The organism is Kitasatospora sp. NPDC004799 (genome assembly GCF_040609095.1).
GTDB lineage: Bacteria > Actinomycetota > Actinomycetes > Streptomycetales > Streptomycetaceae > Kitasatospora.
This window is the reverse complement of record NZ_JBEXJK010000203.1, coordinates 1-14,674: the sequence shown is the minus strand read 5'-3', so window position 1 is coordinate 14,674 and position 14,674 is coordinate 1. Positions and strand designations below refer to the sequence as shown.

Here is a 14,674-nt window from a genome sequence, read left to right as displayed (position 1 = left end):
GCGAGCACCCCGGCGGCGGAGGCCATCCGCAGCAGCGTCCGGCGGTCCACGCCGTCCGCGCCCGCGCCGTCGCGGGCGGCTCCCGCCGGGGCGGGCCGCGCCGGGGCTGCTTCGTTCGGAGTACGGACCTCGTCGTCCATGAACGGCGTTCCTTCCGTTTCAGCGTAGGCGGTTCGGTGGTGCGCGCGACCGCGGCCGGGCCCGAGGGGCCGCCTCCGGGCGGGCTCCCGCGCCCCGGCTCGGCCTTCCCCACCGGTGTGGACTCCTACCGTTCCCGCCGTCGGCGAAACCCCGGCCCGCCACCCACTCGCCCGCGGGCACGCGCACCGTCGAACTCACCGGCGGGCAGCTGCCGGTGTTCGACGCGCTGCCCGAACCGCCCGACGTCGTACCGGAGTTCCACGCTGCACGAGCCCCCTCCGGCGCACCCGGCGGCCGGACACCGCCGGCCCGGCGAGGACCGGGCGGCCTGACGGGACGTTGGTCCCGACCCGGCGCGTCCCCGGCGCGCCGTCCCGCCGCGCACGGAGCGAACTGGACATAGTGCGACATACAGCGTGGTTCCGAGCGCACCGAGCGCGTCGAGTACGTCGATACGTCGAGAGGTCCATCCGATGAGCAGCCAGCCGCCCCCGCCCGACCAGCCCGTGAAGGAGCCCGACGAACCCGCCGCCACCCTTCCGGCCGACCGGGCGGTGTTCGGCATCGGCGCCGTCCTGGTGCTGGCGGTGGTCGCCTGGGGCGTCTTCGCCGAGGACTCGCTCGGCCGCACCTCCAGCACCGCGCTCGGCTGGGTGCTACACAACTTCGGCTGGCTGTTCGTGGTGGCCGGCGACGTCTTCCTGGCGCTCACCGTGCTGCTCGCGTTCAGCCGCTTCGGCCGGATCCGGCTCGGCCGCGACGACGACGAGCCCGAGTTCTCCACCCTCGCCTGGATCGCCATGATGTTCAGCGCCGGCATGGGCATCGGCCTGATGTTCTACGGCGTCGGCGAGCCGCTCCAGCTCTTCGCCACCCCGCAGCCCGGCTCCGGCCTGGAGCCGCAGAGCCCGGCCGCCGCCCAGCAGGCCCTGGAGTTCTCGCTCTTCCACTGGACCCTGCACCCGTGGGCGATCTACGCGGTCGGCGGGCTGGCCCTCGCCTACACCACCTTCCGCAAGGGCCGGGGCAACCGGATCTCCGCCGCCTTCGTCCCGCTGATCGGGCAGCGCGGCGCGGACGGCTGGGCCGGGCGGACGATCGACCTGCTGGCGGTGTTCGCCACCGTCTTCGGCTCCGCGACCAGCCTCGGCCTCGGCGCGCTCCAGGTCGCCGACGGGCTCGGCTACATCTCCTCCGTCCGCAACACCCAGAACGCCCAGCTGGTCATCATCGGCTCGCTGACCGCCGCGTTCGTGGTCTCCGCGTTCTCCGGGGTGCACAAGGGCGTGAAGTGGCTCTCCACCGCGAACGTCGTCCTGGCCTCGCTGATCATGCTCTTCGTCTTCGTGTTCGGCCCGACGGTGTTCGCCCTGGACGCGATCCCCTCCTCGGTCGGCGGCTACCTCTCCGACCTCCTCGGGATGTCCACCCAGACCGGCGCCTTCACCGACGAGAGCTGGCTCGGCTCCTGGACGATCTTCTACTGGGCCTGGTGGCTCTCCTGGGCGCCCTTCGTGGGCACCTTCATCGCCCGGATCTCGCGCGGCCGCACCGTCCGGCAGTTCCTGCTCGGTGTGCTGCTGGTGCCCAGCGGGGCGACGGTCGTCTGGTTCTGCGTGATGGGCGGCACCGCGATCCGGCTGGTCACCACCGGCGCGGCCGACCTGGTCGCCACCATCCCGCAGGGCCCGGAGGCCTCGCTGTTCGAGATGCTGCGCTCGCTGCCGCTCGGCTCGGTGACCAGCGTGGTCGCGGTGCTGCTGGTGATGACCTTCTTCATCACCAGCGCCGACTCGGCCTCGCTGGTGCTCGGCTCGCTCTCCAGCCGGGGCTCGCTGCATCCGCGCACCTGGCTGGTGGTGGTCTGGGGCGTGCTGATGGGCGGGGTCGCGGCGGCCCTGCTGCTGGCCGGCGGGCTCACCGCGCTCCAGAACGCGACCATCCTGGTCGCCCTGCCGTTCGTGGTGGTGATGCTGCTGCTCTGCGTCGCGCTGGTGAAGGAGCTCCGGGAGGACCCGGCCGCCGGCCCGTCCCGCTTCCACGCTCCGCACGGCCTGCGGGACGCCGTCCGGGAGGTCGTCGGCGAGTCCGGCACACGCCGCTGACCAGCGCGGACGCCCCGCCCGGCGATTGGTGGGGCGTCCGCGGCCATCCGACGCCCAACCCCCGTCCGGACTTCACCCGCGCGTACCGACCGTTCACACCGCCCTGGAAACCTCCCTGTCATGAACGCCCACCCTCAGGCGCCCTACCAGGAACCGCGCTTCCCCCTGCCCCAACGGCACCGCCGGCTGCTCGCCGTCACCGCCGTCCTCGCCTCCATCGCCCTCGGCACCCTGGGCGTCGGCGCCACCGTGGAGACCGTCGACCACGGCCCCCTCGCCAGCACCTCCGCCAGCAAGTAGACAGGCCTCACTCCAGCACCGCGGTCCGCTCCCGGACCCGGTGCTCCTTGCTGTCCGCCCGCGGGCGGGATCAGACGGCCGGAGGCCGGGGCGCGACGGGCACCCGGGCGACGCGGCCCGCGCTCACGCCCGCTGCTCGGCGCGCGGGCCGGCCGGGGGCGGGATCAGCGGGCCCGGGCGGGAGTGGCGGCCGGTGCCCGGGCTGGGGTGGAGGTCGGGCGCCGGGGCGTAGCGGGCGGCCGGGGGGCGCAGCCGCCAGGCCGGGGGGCGGGTGGGATGCGGGGTGGGGGCGATCAGCGCGAGCCGCTGGAGCAGGTCGAGGGCGTCGCGCCGCAGGGCGGTGCGGTCCGCGAGGTAGCGGGCCGGAAGGCCGTACTCGTCCGCGATGTCGCCGAGGACGCCGTCTATCAGCGCGTCCGGGATCGGGACGTCGCCGCTCACCGTCTCACCGGGCAGCGGGCGGACCTCCTCGACCAGGCGCTCGACCAGCAGCAGGGCCGCCTGGGCGAGGGTGCCGGCGCCGGGGAGGGCGAGGTCGGTGAGTTCGGCGGCCGGGTCGAGCAGGGCGACGCCCTCGGCCCGCAGCTCGGCCTCCAGGCCGAGGAACTCGGCCAGCACCGCCGGGGCGGTGAGCCGGTGCTCCCGCAGCCAGGCGCGGTGGTCCTCGGGGAGGTCGGCGGCCAGGACGGCGGGCGTCTCGGCGAGCAGGCGGCGTACGGCGGTGGCGGGCTCGGCCTCGGCGGCGCGGCGGATCAGGTCCGCGGCGTCGTCGGCGAGGGCGGGCGGGCCGGCCGGGACGGCCCGGGCGAGCTCGCGGTCCACGGTCAGCACGAAGGCGTCGTCGGCCGGGTCGGACGGCAGCTCGCCGAGCACCTGCCAGCCGGCCAGCGCGGCCAGCGCCATCGCGAGGTCGGCGGGTTCGGCGCTGAGTTCGGGGGCGGCGGCCGTCATCGCGTCCAGCAGCCGCCGGTACTCCAGCTCCTCCGGGGCGTCGACCAACAGGGCCAGCGCGAGGGCGAGTTGGGCGTACCCGGCCGGGGTGAACGGTGCGCCGGTGACGGGGTGTTCGAGGCGGCGGGCGGCGCCGGGGCCGAGGCCGGCCTTGCAGAGCCGGGCGTGCCAGGGGCCGACCACGAGGCGGTAGCCGAGCAGGGTGTCGAAGCGCTCGGCGAGCCAGTCGCGGTGACGGCGGATCAGCGGGAAGCCGTCGGCGTGCGGGCCGGAGGCGGTGACCAGCGGGTGGGCGAGCAACAGCCGGGCGGCGATCCGGCGTTCGGCCGCCGGGAGCTCCGCGCCGGAACGATCCTGCGCCACCGGGGCGAGCGGCGCCACGGGTGTGCGTTCGGGCCTGCGGTGCCGACCCGGCCCGCCCGGCTTGGCGCCTGACCGGACGACGGGCAGCGCGGCGTCGTCGCGCCGGGCGCGGCGCAGGCCGCCCTCGCCGCGGCCCTCGCGGGGGCGTACGGGCGTGGCGCAGTGCGCGGTGGGGCCGTGCCACCAGCTGACGCCGGGATCGGCCGCGGGCTCGGCGGCGGAGCCGAGGTGGCGCGCCGGGTAGAGGCCGAAGGAGGCGGTGCAGAGGTCGTCGGCGGTGCCGGGGGTGGCGGCGGCGAACCAGTGGGCCAGGCGCAGCAGCCCCGGGTCGGGCGAGAGCGTCACGTCGGCGGCCGGAGGGTCCGGCACCTGCGGGTCGTCAGCACCGGCTCCGCGTACGGCGAGGACGGCGTCGGCGGTTCCCCGTCCTGCCCCGCCCATGCGTCCGTCCGGCCTGCCGGCGGCCACCCGGGTGGCGCCGACCGCGTAGTCCTGCTGATCCATGTCGAGGTCCAGACTAGACGGTGCCCGGGCCACCCGACGGCAGCAACCGCCCTCCTGAGGAACTCTCCGCAAGAGCCCTCGAAGCGGGCGCCCGCGCTCCGCTCACCGGCCGTCCCGTCATCCGCCCCGCCGCACCGGGGTTACGCACCGGTAACCACCCCTTCCGCCGCCGGTCCGGCTCCTCTAGGGTCGGTCCGAAGCAGCAGATCACCGAGAGGCGCACCCATGACCGTCCGTACCACCGACCGCGGCGGCCTCGGGGCCCGGCTGCGCTCGGCCACCGGCCTGCTGGGCGGCTTCGCGGCCACCTCGGCGGCGCACCTGGGCGCGATCGCCACCGGCGCCTCGGTGCTCCGGAACGCCACCAAGCCGGCCCTGATGCCGCTGCTGGCCGCGCACAGCGTGACGGCGGCCAGGCAGGCCGGACAGGAGGCGCCGAAGCTGCTGGCGCCGGCGCTGGTGCTGAGCGCGGGCGGGGACGTGCTGCTCCAGCTGAAGAACGACCCCGCGTTCCTCGCGGGCATGGGCTCGTTCGCGGCGGCGCACGTCTGCTACGTGACGATGTTCGTCCAGCGCGGCGCGCTCACCGACCGCCGCCGGACGCTGGTGGTCGCGGCCGCGTACGCCACCGCCTGGGTGGCGCTGGTCGGGCAGCTCTGGCCGGACCTCGGGGACCTGCGCGTCCCGGTGGCCGGCTACAGCCTGCTGCTCGCCTCGACGGCCGTCACCTCGGCCGGGCTGGGCTGGCGGACCGGGCTGGGCGGGGCGCTGTTCCTGCTCTCCGACACGCTGATCGCCACCCAGCTGGCGAAGTGGCGGGAGCTGCCGGGCCATCAGTTCTGGATCATGGCGACCTACGTGCTGGCCCAGTACCTGCTGGCCGACGGCACCCTCCGGCACCAGGACCGGCTGCACCGCGGGGCCGTCGAGCCGCTAACCGCCTGACGCACCCCCGCCCGACACGCGCCCGCCCGACGCACCACCGCCCGACGCGCCACCGCGCCGCCGGTCCCGAGGAGGGGTTCCGGCGGCGCGGCACGGGGGGCGCACCGGGGCGCGCGGCGGCGAGGCCTTCAGGCACCGCGCCTCCGCAGCAGCCAGAACCCGCCGACCCCGCCCGCGACCAGCGCGAGGCCGCCGGCCAGCTCCGCCGGGTTCGACGCGACGGAGCCGCCGAGGCCGGTCTGCACGGAGCCGTGCGGGGCGACCTGCTGGCCGCCGGCGCCGGACTGACCGAGCGATCCGGCCCACTCCCCCGCCGCCTCGCCCCACTCGCCGAGGCTCTCGGGGCTCTTGGCGGTGCTCCGGTCGGGGGTGGTGGCGGCCACGGTGGTGACGGTGACGCTGGTGGCGAAGGCCCCGCCGTCCGGGCAGGTGCCGTCGACCTTGCTGTCCCCGGCGTGCTGGCCGGCCAGCCGGGCGGAGCCGCTGTGCTTGCCGTCCGGCCCGAGGGTGAGGGTCGCCGGACCGCCCTCGAAGGCGGCGGAGCGGGCGGTGATGGTCTTGGCTTCGGGCTTGTCCGACTTCTCGCAGGCGACCGTGACCGTCACGGTCTGGCCCGGTGCGGCCTGGGACGGGCTGACCGAGGCCGACCCGTCCCTGGCGGATGCGAGGGGGGCCGTCAGGCCGGTCAGCGCCGTCGCGCCGATCAGGGCGGCGGCGGCCGTACGCATGGGGCGCATACCGGAACCTCCGGGATTCTCGGGTGCAGCCGGGGGACTCCATGTCCACGTGGTCGATCGGCTGCGCCCGGTCATTCACCGACGGTAGGCACCCGCCCGGCGCCCGGCCAGCGCTCACGACCGTTCGGGTTACGACCCGTGACCCGGCGTGACGCGCACCGGGCGCCCCGGCGGCCCCGGCTCAGAGCTCCAGGTCCACCACGACCGGCGCGTGGTCCGAGGTGCCCTTGCCCTTGCGGGCCTCGCGGTCCACGTAGCTGTCCGTGACGGCGTCCGCGAAGGGCTTGTTGGCGTAGGTGAGGTCGATCCGCATGCCCCGGTTCTTCGGGAAGGCCAGCTGGCGGTAGTCCCAGTAGGTGTACGGGCGGTCGTACTTGAGCGGGCGGGGCAGCACGTCCTGGAGGCCGATCTCGCCGAGGGCCGTCAGCGCGGCGCGCTCGACCGGGGTGACGTGGGTGAGGCCCTCGAAGGCGGCGGCGTCGAAGACGTCCTCGTCGGTCGGGGCGATGTTGAAGTCCCCGAGGACGGCGAACGGGCGGGAGCCGGCGGCGTCCTCGGCGGCGGCCGCGCGCAGCGCCTCCAGCCACTCCAGCTTGTAGCGGTAGTGCGCGTGGCCGACCTCGCGGCCGTTGGGCACGTAGACCGACCAGACCCGGACCGGGCCGCAGGTGGCGGCGATGGCGCGCGGCTCGAGCTCGGGCAGCAGGGCGCCGTCGGCGAGGTAGCCGGGCTGGCCGGGGAGGTCCCGCACGACGTCGTCCAAGCCGAGCCGGGAGACGATCGCGACGCCGTTCCAGCGGCCGGTGCCGTGCGCGGCCGTCTCGTAGCCGAGCTCTCGGACCGCCTCGTACGGGAAGGCGTCGGCCGCGCACTTGAGCTCCTGGAGGCAGAGCACGTCGGGCTTCGCGCTCTCCAGCCACTCCAGGAGCTTGGGCAGCCGCGCGGTGACGGAGTTGATGTTCCAGGTGGCGATGCGGACGGTCACGGCGGGCGGCCTTCCCGGTGGTTCGGTGGGCATGCGGACGGGGTGGGCCGCCCTCGCGGGAGGCCCACCCCGAACATACCGCCCGGCACCGACAGGCCGGGCCGGTCAGCGCGCGGGCCGGACCACCGCGGCCGCCCCGCCGCCGCGCCGCACCGGCTCGGCGGCGGCCACCCAGCGGCCGTCCGGCAGCCGTTCCACGCCGGTGGCGGCGCCGATCTCGGCGACGCCGGTGAAGCTGTGCCCGAGGCCCTCCAGCGCGGCCCGCTCGGGCAGCGCGAGGAAGCCGGGCTCGGCCTGGGTCGCGGCGGTGTTGCGCTGGCTGGCGCGCGGCGCGGCGATGGCCTGCTCCAGGCTCAGGCCCCGGTCGAGCCGCCCGAGCAGCACCTGGAGGGCGGTGGTGATGATGGTCGCCCCGCCGGGGCTGCCGGTGGCGAGCAGCGGCTCGCCGTCGCGCAGCACGATGGTCGGGGAGAGCGAGGAGCGCGGCCGCTTGCCCGGGCCCGGCAGGTTGGGGTCGGGGACGCCGGGGAAGAGCGGGGCGAAGTTGAAGTCGGTCAGCTCGTTGTTGAGCAGGAAGCCCCGGCCGGGGACGGTGATGCCGCTGCCGCCGGTCTGCTCGATGGTGAGCGTGTACGAGACGATGTCGCCCCAGCGGTCGGCGACCGTCAGGTGGGTGGTGTTGGTGCCCTCGTACGGTTCGTCGGCGGCCGGGCCGCTGCTCTCGCAGTCGGCCGGGTGGCGCGGGTCGCCGGGGGCGAGCGGGCTGGTGAGCGCGCGGTCGGGGCTGATCAGGCAGGCCCGGGAGGCGGCGTAGCGCTCGGAGAGCAGTTCCCGGACGGGGACGTCGTTGAAGGCCGGGTCGCCGACCCAGCGGTTGCGGTCGGCGAAGGAGATCCGGGAGGCCTCCAGGAAGTGGTGGTAGTACTGGGTGGCGCTGTACCCGGAGACGTCGCCGCCGTCCTCCAGGATGTTGAGCGCCTCGCCGACGGTGGTGCCGCCGGAGCTGGAGGGGGCGATCGAGTAGAGGTCGTAGTCGCCGTGGGTGATGTGGGTGGGCGCCTGGTCGCGGACCCGGTAGGCGGCGAGGTCGGCGGCGTCCACCTTGCCCGGACGGGCGGTGCGGCCGGAGGCCGGGTCGACCGGCGGGTGCTGCACGGTGTTGACGATGTCGCCCGCCAACTCGCCCTGGTAGAAGGCCTTGACGCCGTCCTTGGCGAGCAGCCGGTAGGTGGCGGCGAGGTCGGGGTTGCGCAGCACGGTGCCGACCTCGGGGGGCTTGCCGCCGGGCAGGTAGAGCGCGGCGGTGGCCGGGAAGTCCTTGAACCGGGCGTAGTTGTCGGCGGTCTGGGCGCGGAAGGTGCCGTCCACCACGAAGCCCTGGTCGGCGATCCGCTCGGCCGGCTGGAGGTTCTGGGCGAACGAGCGCTTGCCCCACTTGCGCACCGCGGCGTCCCAGGTGGCGGCGGTGCCGGGGACGCCGACGGACAGGCCGCTGGTGACGGCGTCGGCGAAGGCCAGCGGCTTGCCGTCCTCCAGGAACAGGCCGGTGTCGGCGGTGCGGCCGGCCGTCTCGCGGCCGTCGAGGGTGTGCACCCGGCCGGTGGCGTGGTCGTAGTAGACGAAGTACCCGCCGCCGCCGATGCCGGAGGAGTACGGCTCGGTGACCCCGAGGGCCGCTGCGGCGGCGACGGCCGCGTCCACCGCGTTGCCGCCCTTGCGCAGCACCTCGATCCCGGCGGCGGTGGCGTCGGCGTCGACGGTGGCCACCGCCCCGCCCCAGCCCACCGCCTCCGGCACCTTCGACGGCGGGGCCGCGGCGCCGGCCGGACCGGCGCTGGACCAGACCAGCGCGGTGGCGAGCAGCAGCGGTGGTGCGAGGCGGGTCAGAGCCCTCATCCGGGTCCTCCTGAGTCGGCGTCAACTCAGTTGTTCCACAGGAGGGATGATCCGACAACCACACCGCGCCGCTACCAATGGGTAGTTGACGGGACGGCGGGGCGGGACACCGCGCCCACCGCCCCGCTCCCCCGCTACAGCGCGCTGCGCTCCACCCGCCGCCGCTTGATCGTCCGGAACCGCCGCGCCACCTGCCGGGCCAGGTCGGCCGCGCCGACCAGGCCGGCCTCGTTGCCGAGGGCGGCGTGCACGATGGCGGCCTCCGGGCGGAAGCCGCGCCCGGTGAGGGTGCGGCGGAAGGTGTCCCGGGCCGGGCCGAGCAGCAGGTCGCCGGCCTCGGAGACCCCGCCGCCGATCACGAAGCGGCCCGGGTCCAGCGCGGCGGCCAGGTTGGCGATGCCGACGCCGAGCCAGGTGCCGACCTCGTAGAGCAGCTCGGTCGCGGTCGGGTCGCCGTCCTGGGCGGCCTCGGTGACCAGCGGGCCGGTGATGCCCTCGACCGTGCCGCCCGCCCGGGCCAGCAGCGGCTGCACCACCGGCGACTCCTCGGCGACCAGCTCGCGCGCGTCGCGCACCAGCGCGTTGCCGGAGGAGTACTGCTCCCAGCAGCCCCGGTTGCCGCACGGGCAGCGGTGGCCGCCGGGCAGCACCTGCATGTGCCCGAACTCGCCCGCCAGGCCGTACTTGCCCCGGTCCACGTAGCCGTCCCGGACCACCGCGCCGCCGATGCCGGTGCCCAGGGTGAGCATCACCATGTGGTCCTCGCCGCGCCCGGCGCCGAAGCGCCACTCGGCCCAGGCGGCCGCGTTGGCGTCGTTCTCCACGATCACCGGGAACCGCAGCCGCTCGCTGAGTGCCTCCTGGAGCGGCTCGTTGCGCCAGTTGAGGTGCGGGGCGAACAGCACCTTGGAGCGGTCGGCGTCGACCCAGCCGGCCGCGCCGATGCCGACGGCGTGGACGTCGTGCCGGTCGGCGAGCTGGAGCACCAGCTCGACGATGACGTCCTCGACCACCTTGGGGCTCTTGCTCTTGTGCGGCGTGTCCGTGCGCAGCTTCTCCAGGACCTTGCCCTCGCCGTCCACCACCCCGGCGACCACCTTGGTGCCGCCGATGTCGACGCCGATGGTGGGCAGCCGCAGTATTCCGGCGGGCAGGGCGCGGCGCCGGCGCTCGGCGCGCGGGCCGAGGCCGAGCAGGGTGGGCAGGACGGGGGGCCGGGTGCTGCCTTGGGAGCTGGTCACGGCTGCTGACGCTCCTCACGGGGATCGGGATCGCTGGGGTCGGTGTCGCCGGGGCCGGTGGCGCCCGGACCGGACGGGCGGGGGTCGGCGGCGGACGGGCGGGGGTCGGCGGCGGACGGCCGGGCCAGCTCGTGCGAGAGCTCGGCGAGGTCGGAGCCGCCGGCCATCTCGGTGGTCAGCTGTTCCAGGCTGATCTCGGCGCGCGGATGGCTGCCCGCCATCCGGCCCCGCTTGAGCAGCGTGAAGTGGTCGCCGACCAGGTACGCGTGGTGCGGGTTGTGGGTGATCAGCACGACCCCGAGCCCGGCGTCGCGGGCGGCGGTGACGTACTTGAGCACCACCCCGGACTGCTTGACGCCGAGCGCGGCGGTGGGCTCGTCCAGGATCAGCACCTTGGCGCCGAAGTGCACCGCGCGGGCGATCGCCACGCACTGGCGCTGCCCGCCGGAGAGGGTGCCGATCGGCCGGTCGACGTCCTGCAGGTCGATGCCCATCCGGGCGAGCGCGTCGCGGGTGGTGGCGCGCATCCCGTCGGCGTCCAGCCGCAGGCCGCCCCAGCGGCGCGTGCCCCGCTCGGAGCCGAGGAAGAAGTTGCGCCAGACCGGCATCAGCGGGACGACCGCGAGGTCCTGGTACACGGTGGCGATGCCGCGGTCCAGGGCCTGGCGCGGGGAGTCGAGGCGGACCTCCTCGCCGTCCACGGTGTAGCGGCCCTCGTCGTGCCGGTGCAGCCCCGAGATGATCTTGATCAGGGTGGACTTGCCGGCCCCGTTGTCGCCGAGCACGCAGCTGATCTCGCCGGCCCGCAGGGTCAGCGAGACGTCCTGGAGCGCCCGGACGGTGCCGTAGCTCTTGCCGACGCCCTCCAGCGACAGCAGTTCGGTACCGGTCGTGACCTCGGTGCTCATCGCGGCCCCCGTTCGGCCCGGCGCTTGACGTAGGCGTTCAGCAGCGCGGCCAGCAGCAGCATCGCGCCGAGGAAGAACTTGAACCAGTCCGGGTTCCACTGGGCGTAGATGATCCCCTTGCTGGCCATGCCGAAGATCAGCGCACCGAGCGCGGAGCCGACCACCGAGCCGTAGCCGCCGGTGATCAGGCAGCCGCCGATGACGGCCGCGACGATGTAGATCAGCTCGTTGCCGACGCCCTCGCCGGACTGCACGGTGTCGAAGGAGAACAGCAGGTGCTGGCCGAGCACCCAGGCGCCGAAGCCGACGCCCAGGTAGAGCACGGTCTTCGTCCGGGCGACCGGCACGCCGACCGCGCGGGCCGCGTCCGCGTCGCCGCCGACGGCGAAGATCCAGTTGCCGAAGCGGGTGCGCAGCAGCACCCAGCTGCCGACCACGAGCAGGCCGAGCCACCACCAGACGGTGGCCTTGATCGTCAGTCCGCCGACGGTCACCTCGGAGGCGAACAGCCAGCGGCAGGCGGCGAAGCCCTCCATGTCGGCGATCGACTTGGTCGAGACGGTGCCGGAGATCGCCTTGGTGACGCCCAGGTTGGCGCCGGTCAGCATCAGGAAGGTGCCGAGCGTGACGATGAAGCTGGGCAGCTTCGTGCGGCCGAGCATCCACCCGTTGAACCAGCCGACGGCCAGCGTGGTCGCCAGCGAGACCAGCGCGCCGACCCAGGTCACCGCGGTGAGCTGGTACGAGACCATCGAGGAGGTCAGCGCGGCGGTGGTGACCAGCACGCCGGCCGAGAGGTCGAACTCGCCGCCGATCATCAGCAGCGAGACCGGCACCGCCATGATCCCGATGGTGGAGGCCGCGTACAGCACGGTGCCCAGCGAGGAGACCCGCAGGAAGGGCTCGGCGACGACGGCGAACACCAGGAAGACCGCGACGGCGGCGATCAGCGCGCCCAGTTCGGGGCGGGCGAGGAGCCGCCGCAGGGCCGCCGGGCGGCCGTCGAGCAGGCCGTCCCGGGCGAGGAGGTCGGGGGTGCTCACCTGGTCCCCCTCGCCACGTACTCGGCGAGCGCGTCGGCATTGTCCTTGGTCAGGATCTGCGGACCGGTCTCGACGGGCTTGCCGCCACCGAGCATGTTCAGGTTGTACTTGTACAGCCAGACCAGGTCGACGCCCGTGTAGCCCTGGAGGTAGGGCTGCTGGTCGACGGCGAAGCCGACGCTGCCGGACTTGAGCCCGGACACCACCTGCGTGCCCAGGTCGAAGGTGTCCAGCTCCACGGCGCGGTGGGCGTCCTGGACGGCCTGCAGGCCGGTGGCGGCCATCGGGCCGGAGAGGGTGAGCACGGTGTCGATGCCCTGGTCGGCCTGGAGCTTGGCGGAGATCGCGGCCCGGGCGTCGGGCATGTCGACGCCGTTGACGTAGAGCACCTGGAAGGCGCCGCCGGCCTTGGACTGGGCGCCGGAGCAGCGCTGCTCCTGGCCGACGTTGCCCTGCTCGTGGATCACGCAGAGCACGTTCTTGCGGCCGCGCGCGGCCAGCTCGGCACCGGCCGCCTGGCCGGCGGTGGACTCGTCCTGGCCGATGTGGGTGAGCGCGCCGAACTTCTGCGAGTACTCCTGGCCGGAGTTGATGGTGATCACGGGGATCCCGGCGGCCTTGGCCTTGCCGAGGACGTCGGCCATGGCGTCGCCCTTGGCGAGGGTGACCAGCAGGCCGTCGACCTTCTGGTCGATGGCGGCCTGGACGAGCTGGACCTGGTTCTGGGTCTGCGCGTCGTTGGAGTACAGGAAGGTGATGTTGTCCTTGGCGGCGGCCTGCTCGGCGCCCTTGCGCACAGTGTCCCAGAAGGCGTCGCCGGCTCCGGCGTGGGTCACCATGGCGACCTTCCAGCGCGGGGTGGTGACGGCGCTGCCGCCGGTGGCCGCGGCCTTGGCGCGGGCCTCCTCGGCGCGTCTGCCTCCGGTACTGCTGCAACCGGCCGCGGTGACCGCGAGTGCCAGGAGGGCACACACGGGCCAGAAGCGGCGGGACGGGCGAAAGCGGGTGATGCTCATCCCCATAGTCTCCCTGCCCGGGCCGCGCGCGATCGCACCGCCTCGCCCAGCAGGCCGAACCGCCTGGGAGGTAAGGTGCCCCGGGGGACCTTTCCTGGTAGTCCGCTGAACGCTGGTCCGGACGGCATCCGTCCGGGTGGCAGACTAGGCGCCGATCCGATTGGGGTTCATCACCGGAAAGTGATGTTCCTCTCAGGTTCCGCACAGATTCGGACGGCAACCGATCACCGGTCCACCACCGTCTGATGCCATTGACGTGCGTTCGGGCGAGTGGGGCCCGGGCGGCGTGCGACCCGGATACGAGAACTCGATGGAACTGACAGGTACGCCATTCTTCCTCCTCACCGTCATCCTGGTGCCGGTGTCCATCACAGTGGCGCTGCTGTTCTGGGGGAAGGTCGGCGGACCGCAGCCGGTGCGCTACCTCACCCGGATCGTCATGATCATGTTCTGCCAGGTCACGGCCGTCCTGATGGTCTTCGTGATGGTCAACAACGCCAACCTGATCTACGGCAACTGGGACGACCTGCTCGGCACCGGCAACCACGTCCGCGCGGTGCCCGTGGTGGCGCCGATCGACCCGGCCGCCACCGCCGCCGCCCCGGGCCAGAGCGCCGACGCCGCCAAGGAGCCGCCGAAGATCAAGCAGAGCTTCGGCGGGGTCAACGACCCGCTCGTCCCGAACGACGTGCAGCGCACCGAGCTCAAGGGCCAGGTGTCCGGGGTCGACGGCGAGGTGCTGGTCTGGCTGCCGCCGCAGTACAACGACCCGGCGTTCAAGGACAAGAAGTTCCCCGTGGTCGAGCTGATCCCGGGCTACCCCGGCTCCTCCTCCACCTGGTACGGCACCCTCAAGGTGTCCGAGCAGCTCAAGCCGCTGATGCAGCAGGGCAAGGTCGCGCCGTTCATCCTGGTCTCGCCCCGCACCAAGCTGCTGAACAACCAGGACGCGGGCTGCACCGACATCCCCGGCAAGATCAACGCCGACGCCTGGGTCACCCGTGACGTCCCGCAGATGGTGCTGGACAACTTCCGCGCGGACCCGTCCGCGGACCGCTGGGCGATCGCCGGCTACTCGGCCGGCGCGCACTGCGCGGCCAAGCTGTCGCTGGCCCACCCCAACCGGTATCGGGCCGCCATCGCGATGTCCGGCTACAACGACCCGGCCCAGGAGCCGGACTCGCTGGTCGGCAAGGACGCCAAGCTGCGCGAGGCCAACAACCCGGTCAACATCCTGAAGACCGCCGCGCAGCCGCCGAAGGTCGCCCTGCTGATCAGCGGCTCCAAGGGGGACGGCTACGAGGACGGCGAGGCGATCCGCGCCGCGGCCAAGGCCCCGACCACCGTCCAGGTCGAGGAGGGCTCCGGCCCGCACACCACCGAGCAGTGGAAGAAGATGGTCCCGAGCGCCTTCCAGTGGCTGACCTCGGTCATCCCGGTGCAGTAGGACCGTCATCGTCCTGGGCTGGTTCCTCACCAGCACCGGCATGGACCGGGCCGAGGCCGAGCTAGCGGTGGAACGTGCGATCGGTGGCCGGT

At 74.1% G+C, this 14,674-nt stretch carries 12 protein-coding genes; 4 read left to right on the top strand and 8 right to left on the bottom strand.

The features are described 5' to 3' along the window. Positions 1-614 precede the first annotated feature (614 nt). Together ABZW03_RS23945 and ABZW03_RS23940 are read left to right on the top strand one after the other, a co-directional pair. Positions 615-2,246 carry a BCCT family transporter gene (locus tag ABZW03_RS23945; RefSeq protein ID WP_355261802.1) on the top strand — a complete coding sequence of 544 codons (1,632 nt, stop codon included), beginning with the start codon at positions 615-617 and terminating at the stop codon, positions 2,244-2,246. Positions 2,247-2,366: 120 nt separating this feature from the next. After that, entirely contained in the window at positions 2,367-2,546 is a 180-nt protein-coding gene (locus ABZW03_RS23940) for a hypothetical protein (RefSeq protein ID WP_355261799.1), read from the top strand. Between the two features lie 123 nt (positions 2,547-2,669). Here ABZW03_RS23940 and ABZW03_RS23935 read toward each other — a convergent pair whose 3' ends face one another. Beyond that, positions 2,670-4,364, bottom strand: coding sequence for a DUF2398 family protein (locus tag ABZW03_RS23935; protein ID WP_355261796.1), 1,695 nt, complete (start codon positions 4,362-4,364; stop codon positions 2,670-2,672). Between the two features lie 225 nt (positions 4,365-4,589). On the opposite strand from ABZW03_RS23935, the gene ABZW03_RS23930 reads away from it, so the two are divergent. Next, positions 4,590-5,309, top strand: coding sequence for a lysoplasmalogenase (locus tag ABZW03_RS23930; RefSeq protein WP_355261793.1), 720 nt, complete (start codon positions 4,590-4,592; stop codon positions 5,307-5,309). A gap of 128 nt (positions 5,310-5,437) precedes the next feature. On the opposite strand, the gene ABZW03_RS23925 is transcribed toward ABZW03_RS23930, so the two are convergent. The 7 genes from ABZW03_RS23925 to ABZW03_RS23895 all read right to left on the bottom strand — a co-directional run bounded on the left by ABZW03_RS23925 (position 5,438) and on the right by ABZW03_RS23895 (position 13,135). Next, a complete protein-coding gene (locus ABZW03_RS23925) occupies positions 5,438-6,046 on the bottom strand; it encodes a hypothetical protein (RefSeq protein WP_355261790.1) in 609 nt (202 codons plus the stop codon). A gap of 181 nt (positions 6,047-6,227) precedes the next feature. Next, positions 6,228-7,064 carry an exodeoxyribonuclease III gene (locus ABZW03_RS23920; RefSeq protein ID WP_355261787.1) on the bottom strand — a complete coding sequence of 279 codons (837 nt, stop codon included), beginning with the start codon at positions 7,062-7,064 and terminating at the stop codon, positions 6,228-6,230. Positions 7,065-7,136: 72 nt separating this feature from the next. After that, positions 7,137-8,927 carry a gamma-glutamyltransferase gene (ggt, locus tag ABZW03_RS23915; protein ID WP_355261783.1) on the bottom strand — a complete coding sequence of 597 codons (1,791 nt, stop codon included), beginning with the start codon at positions 8,925-8,927 and terminating at the stop codon, positions 7,137-7,139. A gap of 134 nt (positions 8,928-9,061) precedes the next feature. Beyond that, complete coding sequence (locus ABZW03_RS23910; RefSeq protein ID WP_355261805.1) at positions 9,062-10,123, bottom strand: ROK family glucokinase; 1,062 nt, start codon at positions 10,121-10,123, stop codon at positions 9,062-9,064. Positions 10,124-10,164: 41 nt separating this feature from the next. Then, complete coding sequence (locus tag ABZW03_RS23905) at positions 10,165-11,076, bottom strand: ATP-binding cassette domain-containing protein (protein ID WP_355261780.1); 912 nt, start codon at positions 11,074-11,076, stop codon at positions 10,165-10,167. Next, a complete protein-coding gene (locus ABZW03_RS23900; protein WP_355261777.1) occupies positions 11,073-12,119 on the bottom strand; it encodes an ABC transporter permease in 1,047 nt (348 codons plus the stop codon). Before ABZW03_RS23900 ends, ABZW03_RS23905 begins: the two co-directional genes overlap by 4 nt. Further along, entirely contained in the window at positions 12,116-13,135 is a 1,020-nt protein-coding gene (locus ABZW03_RS23895) for a substrate-binding domain-containing protein (protein WP_355261774.1), read from the bottom strand. Before ABZW03_RS23895 ends, ABZW03_RS23900 begins: the two co-directional genes overlap by 4 nt. Positions 13,136-13,445: 310 nt before the next feature. On the opposite strand from ABZW03_RS23895, the gene ABZW03_RS23890 reads away from it, so the two are divergent. Next, complete coding sequence (locus tag ABZW03_RS23890) at positions 13,446-14,582, top strand: alpha/beta hydrolase-fold protein (protein ID WP_355261771.1); 1,137 nt, start codon at positions 13,446-13,448, stop codon at positions 14,580-14,582. The last annotated feature ends 92 nt before the right edge of the window (positions 14,583-14,674 follow it).

Excerpts from the sequence above, each read along its gene's own strand:
- ABZW03_RS23945 (WP_355261802.1), top strand. The coding sequence starts at position 615 with ATGAGCAGCCAGCCGCCCCCGCCCGACCAGCCCGTGAAGGAGCCCGAC.
- ABZW03_RS23940 (WP_355261799.1), top strand. The coding sequence starts at position 2,367 with ATGAACGCCCACCCTCAGGCGCCCTACCAGGAACCGCGCTTCCCCCTG.
- ABZW03_RS23935 (WP_355261796.1), bottom strand. The coding sequence starts at position 4,364 with ATGGATCAGCAGGACTACGCGGTCGGCGCCACCCGGGTGGCCGCCGGC.
- ABZW03_RS23930 (WP_355261793.1), top strand. The coding sequence starts at position 4,590 with ATGACCGTCCGTACCACCGACCGCGGCGGCCTCGGGGCCCGGCTGCGC.
- ABZW03_RS23925 (WP_355261790.1), bottom strand. The coding sequence starts at position 6,046 with ATGCGCCCCATGCGTACGGCCGCCGCCGCCCTGATCGGCGCGACGGCG.
- ABZW03_RS23920 (WP_355261787.1), bottom strand. The coding sequence starts at position 7,064 with ATGCCCACCGAACCACCGGGAAGGCCGCCCGCCGTGACCGTCCGCATC.
- ggt (WP_355261783.1), bottom strand. The coding sequence starts at position 8,927 with ATGAGGGCTCTGACCCGCCTCGCACCACCGCTGCTGCTCGCCACCGCG.
- ABZW03_RS23905 (WP_355261780.1), bottom strand. The coding sequence starts at position 11,076 with ATGAGCACCGAGGTCACGACCGGTACCGAACTGCTGTCGCTGGAGGGC.
- ABZW03_RS23895 (WP_355261774.1), bottom strand. The coding sequence starts at position 13,135 with ATGAGCATCACCCGCTTTCGCCCGTCCCGCCGCTTCTGGCCCGTGTGT.
- ABZW03_RS23890 (WP_355261771.1), top strand. The coding sequence starts at position 13,446 with ATGGAACTGACAGGTACGCCATTCTTCCTCCTCACCGTCATCCTGGTG.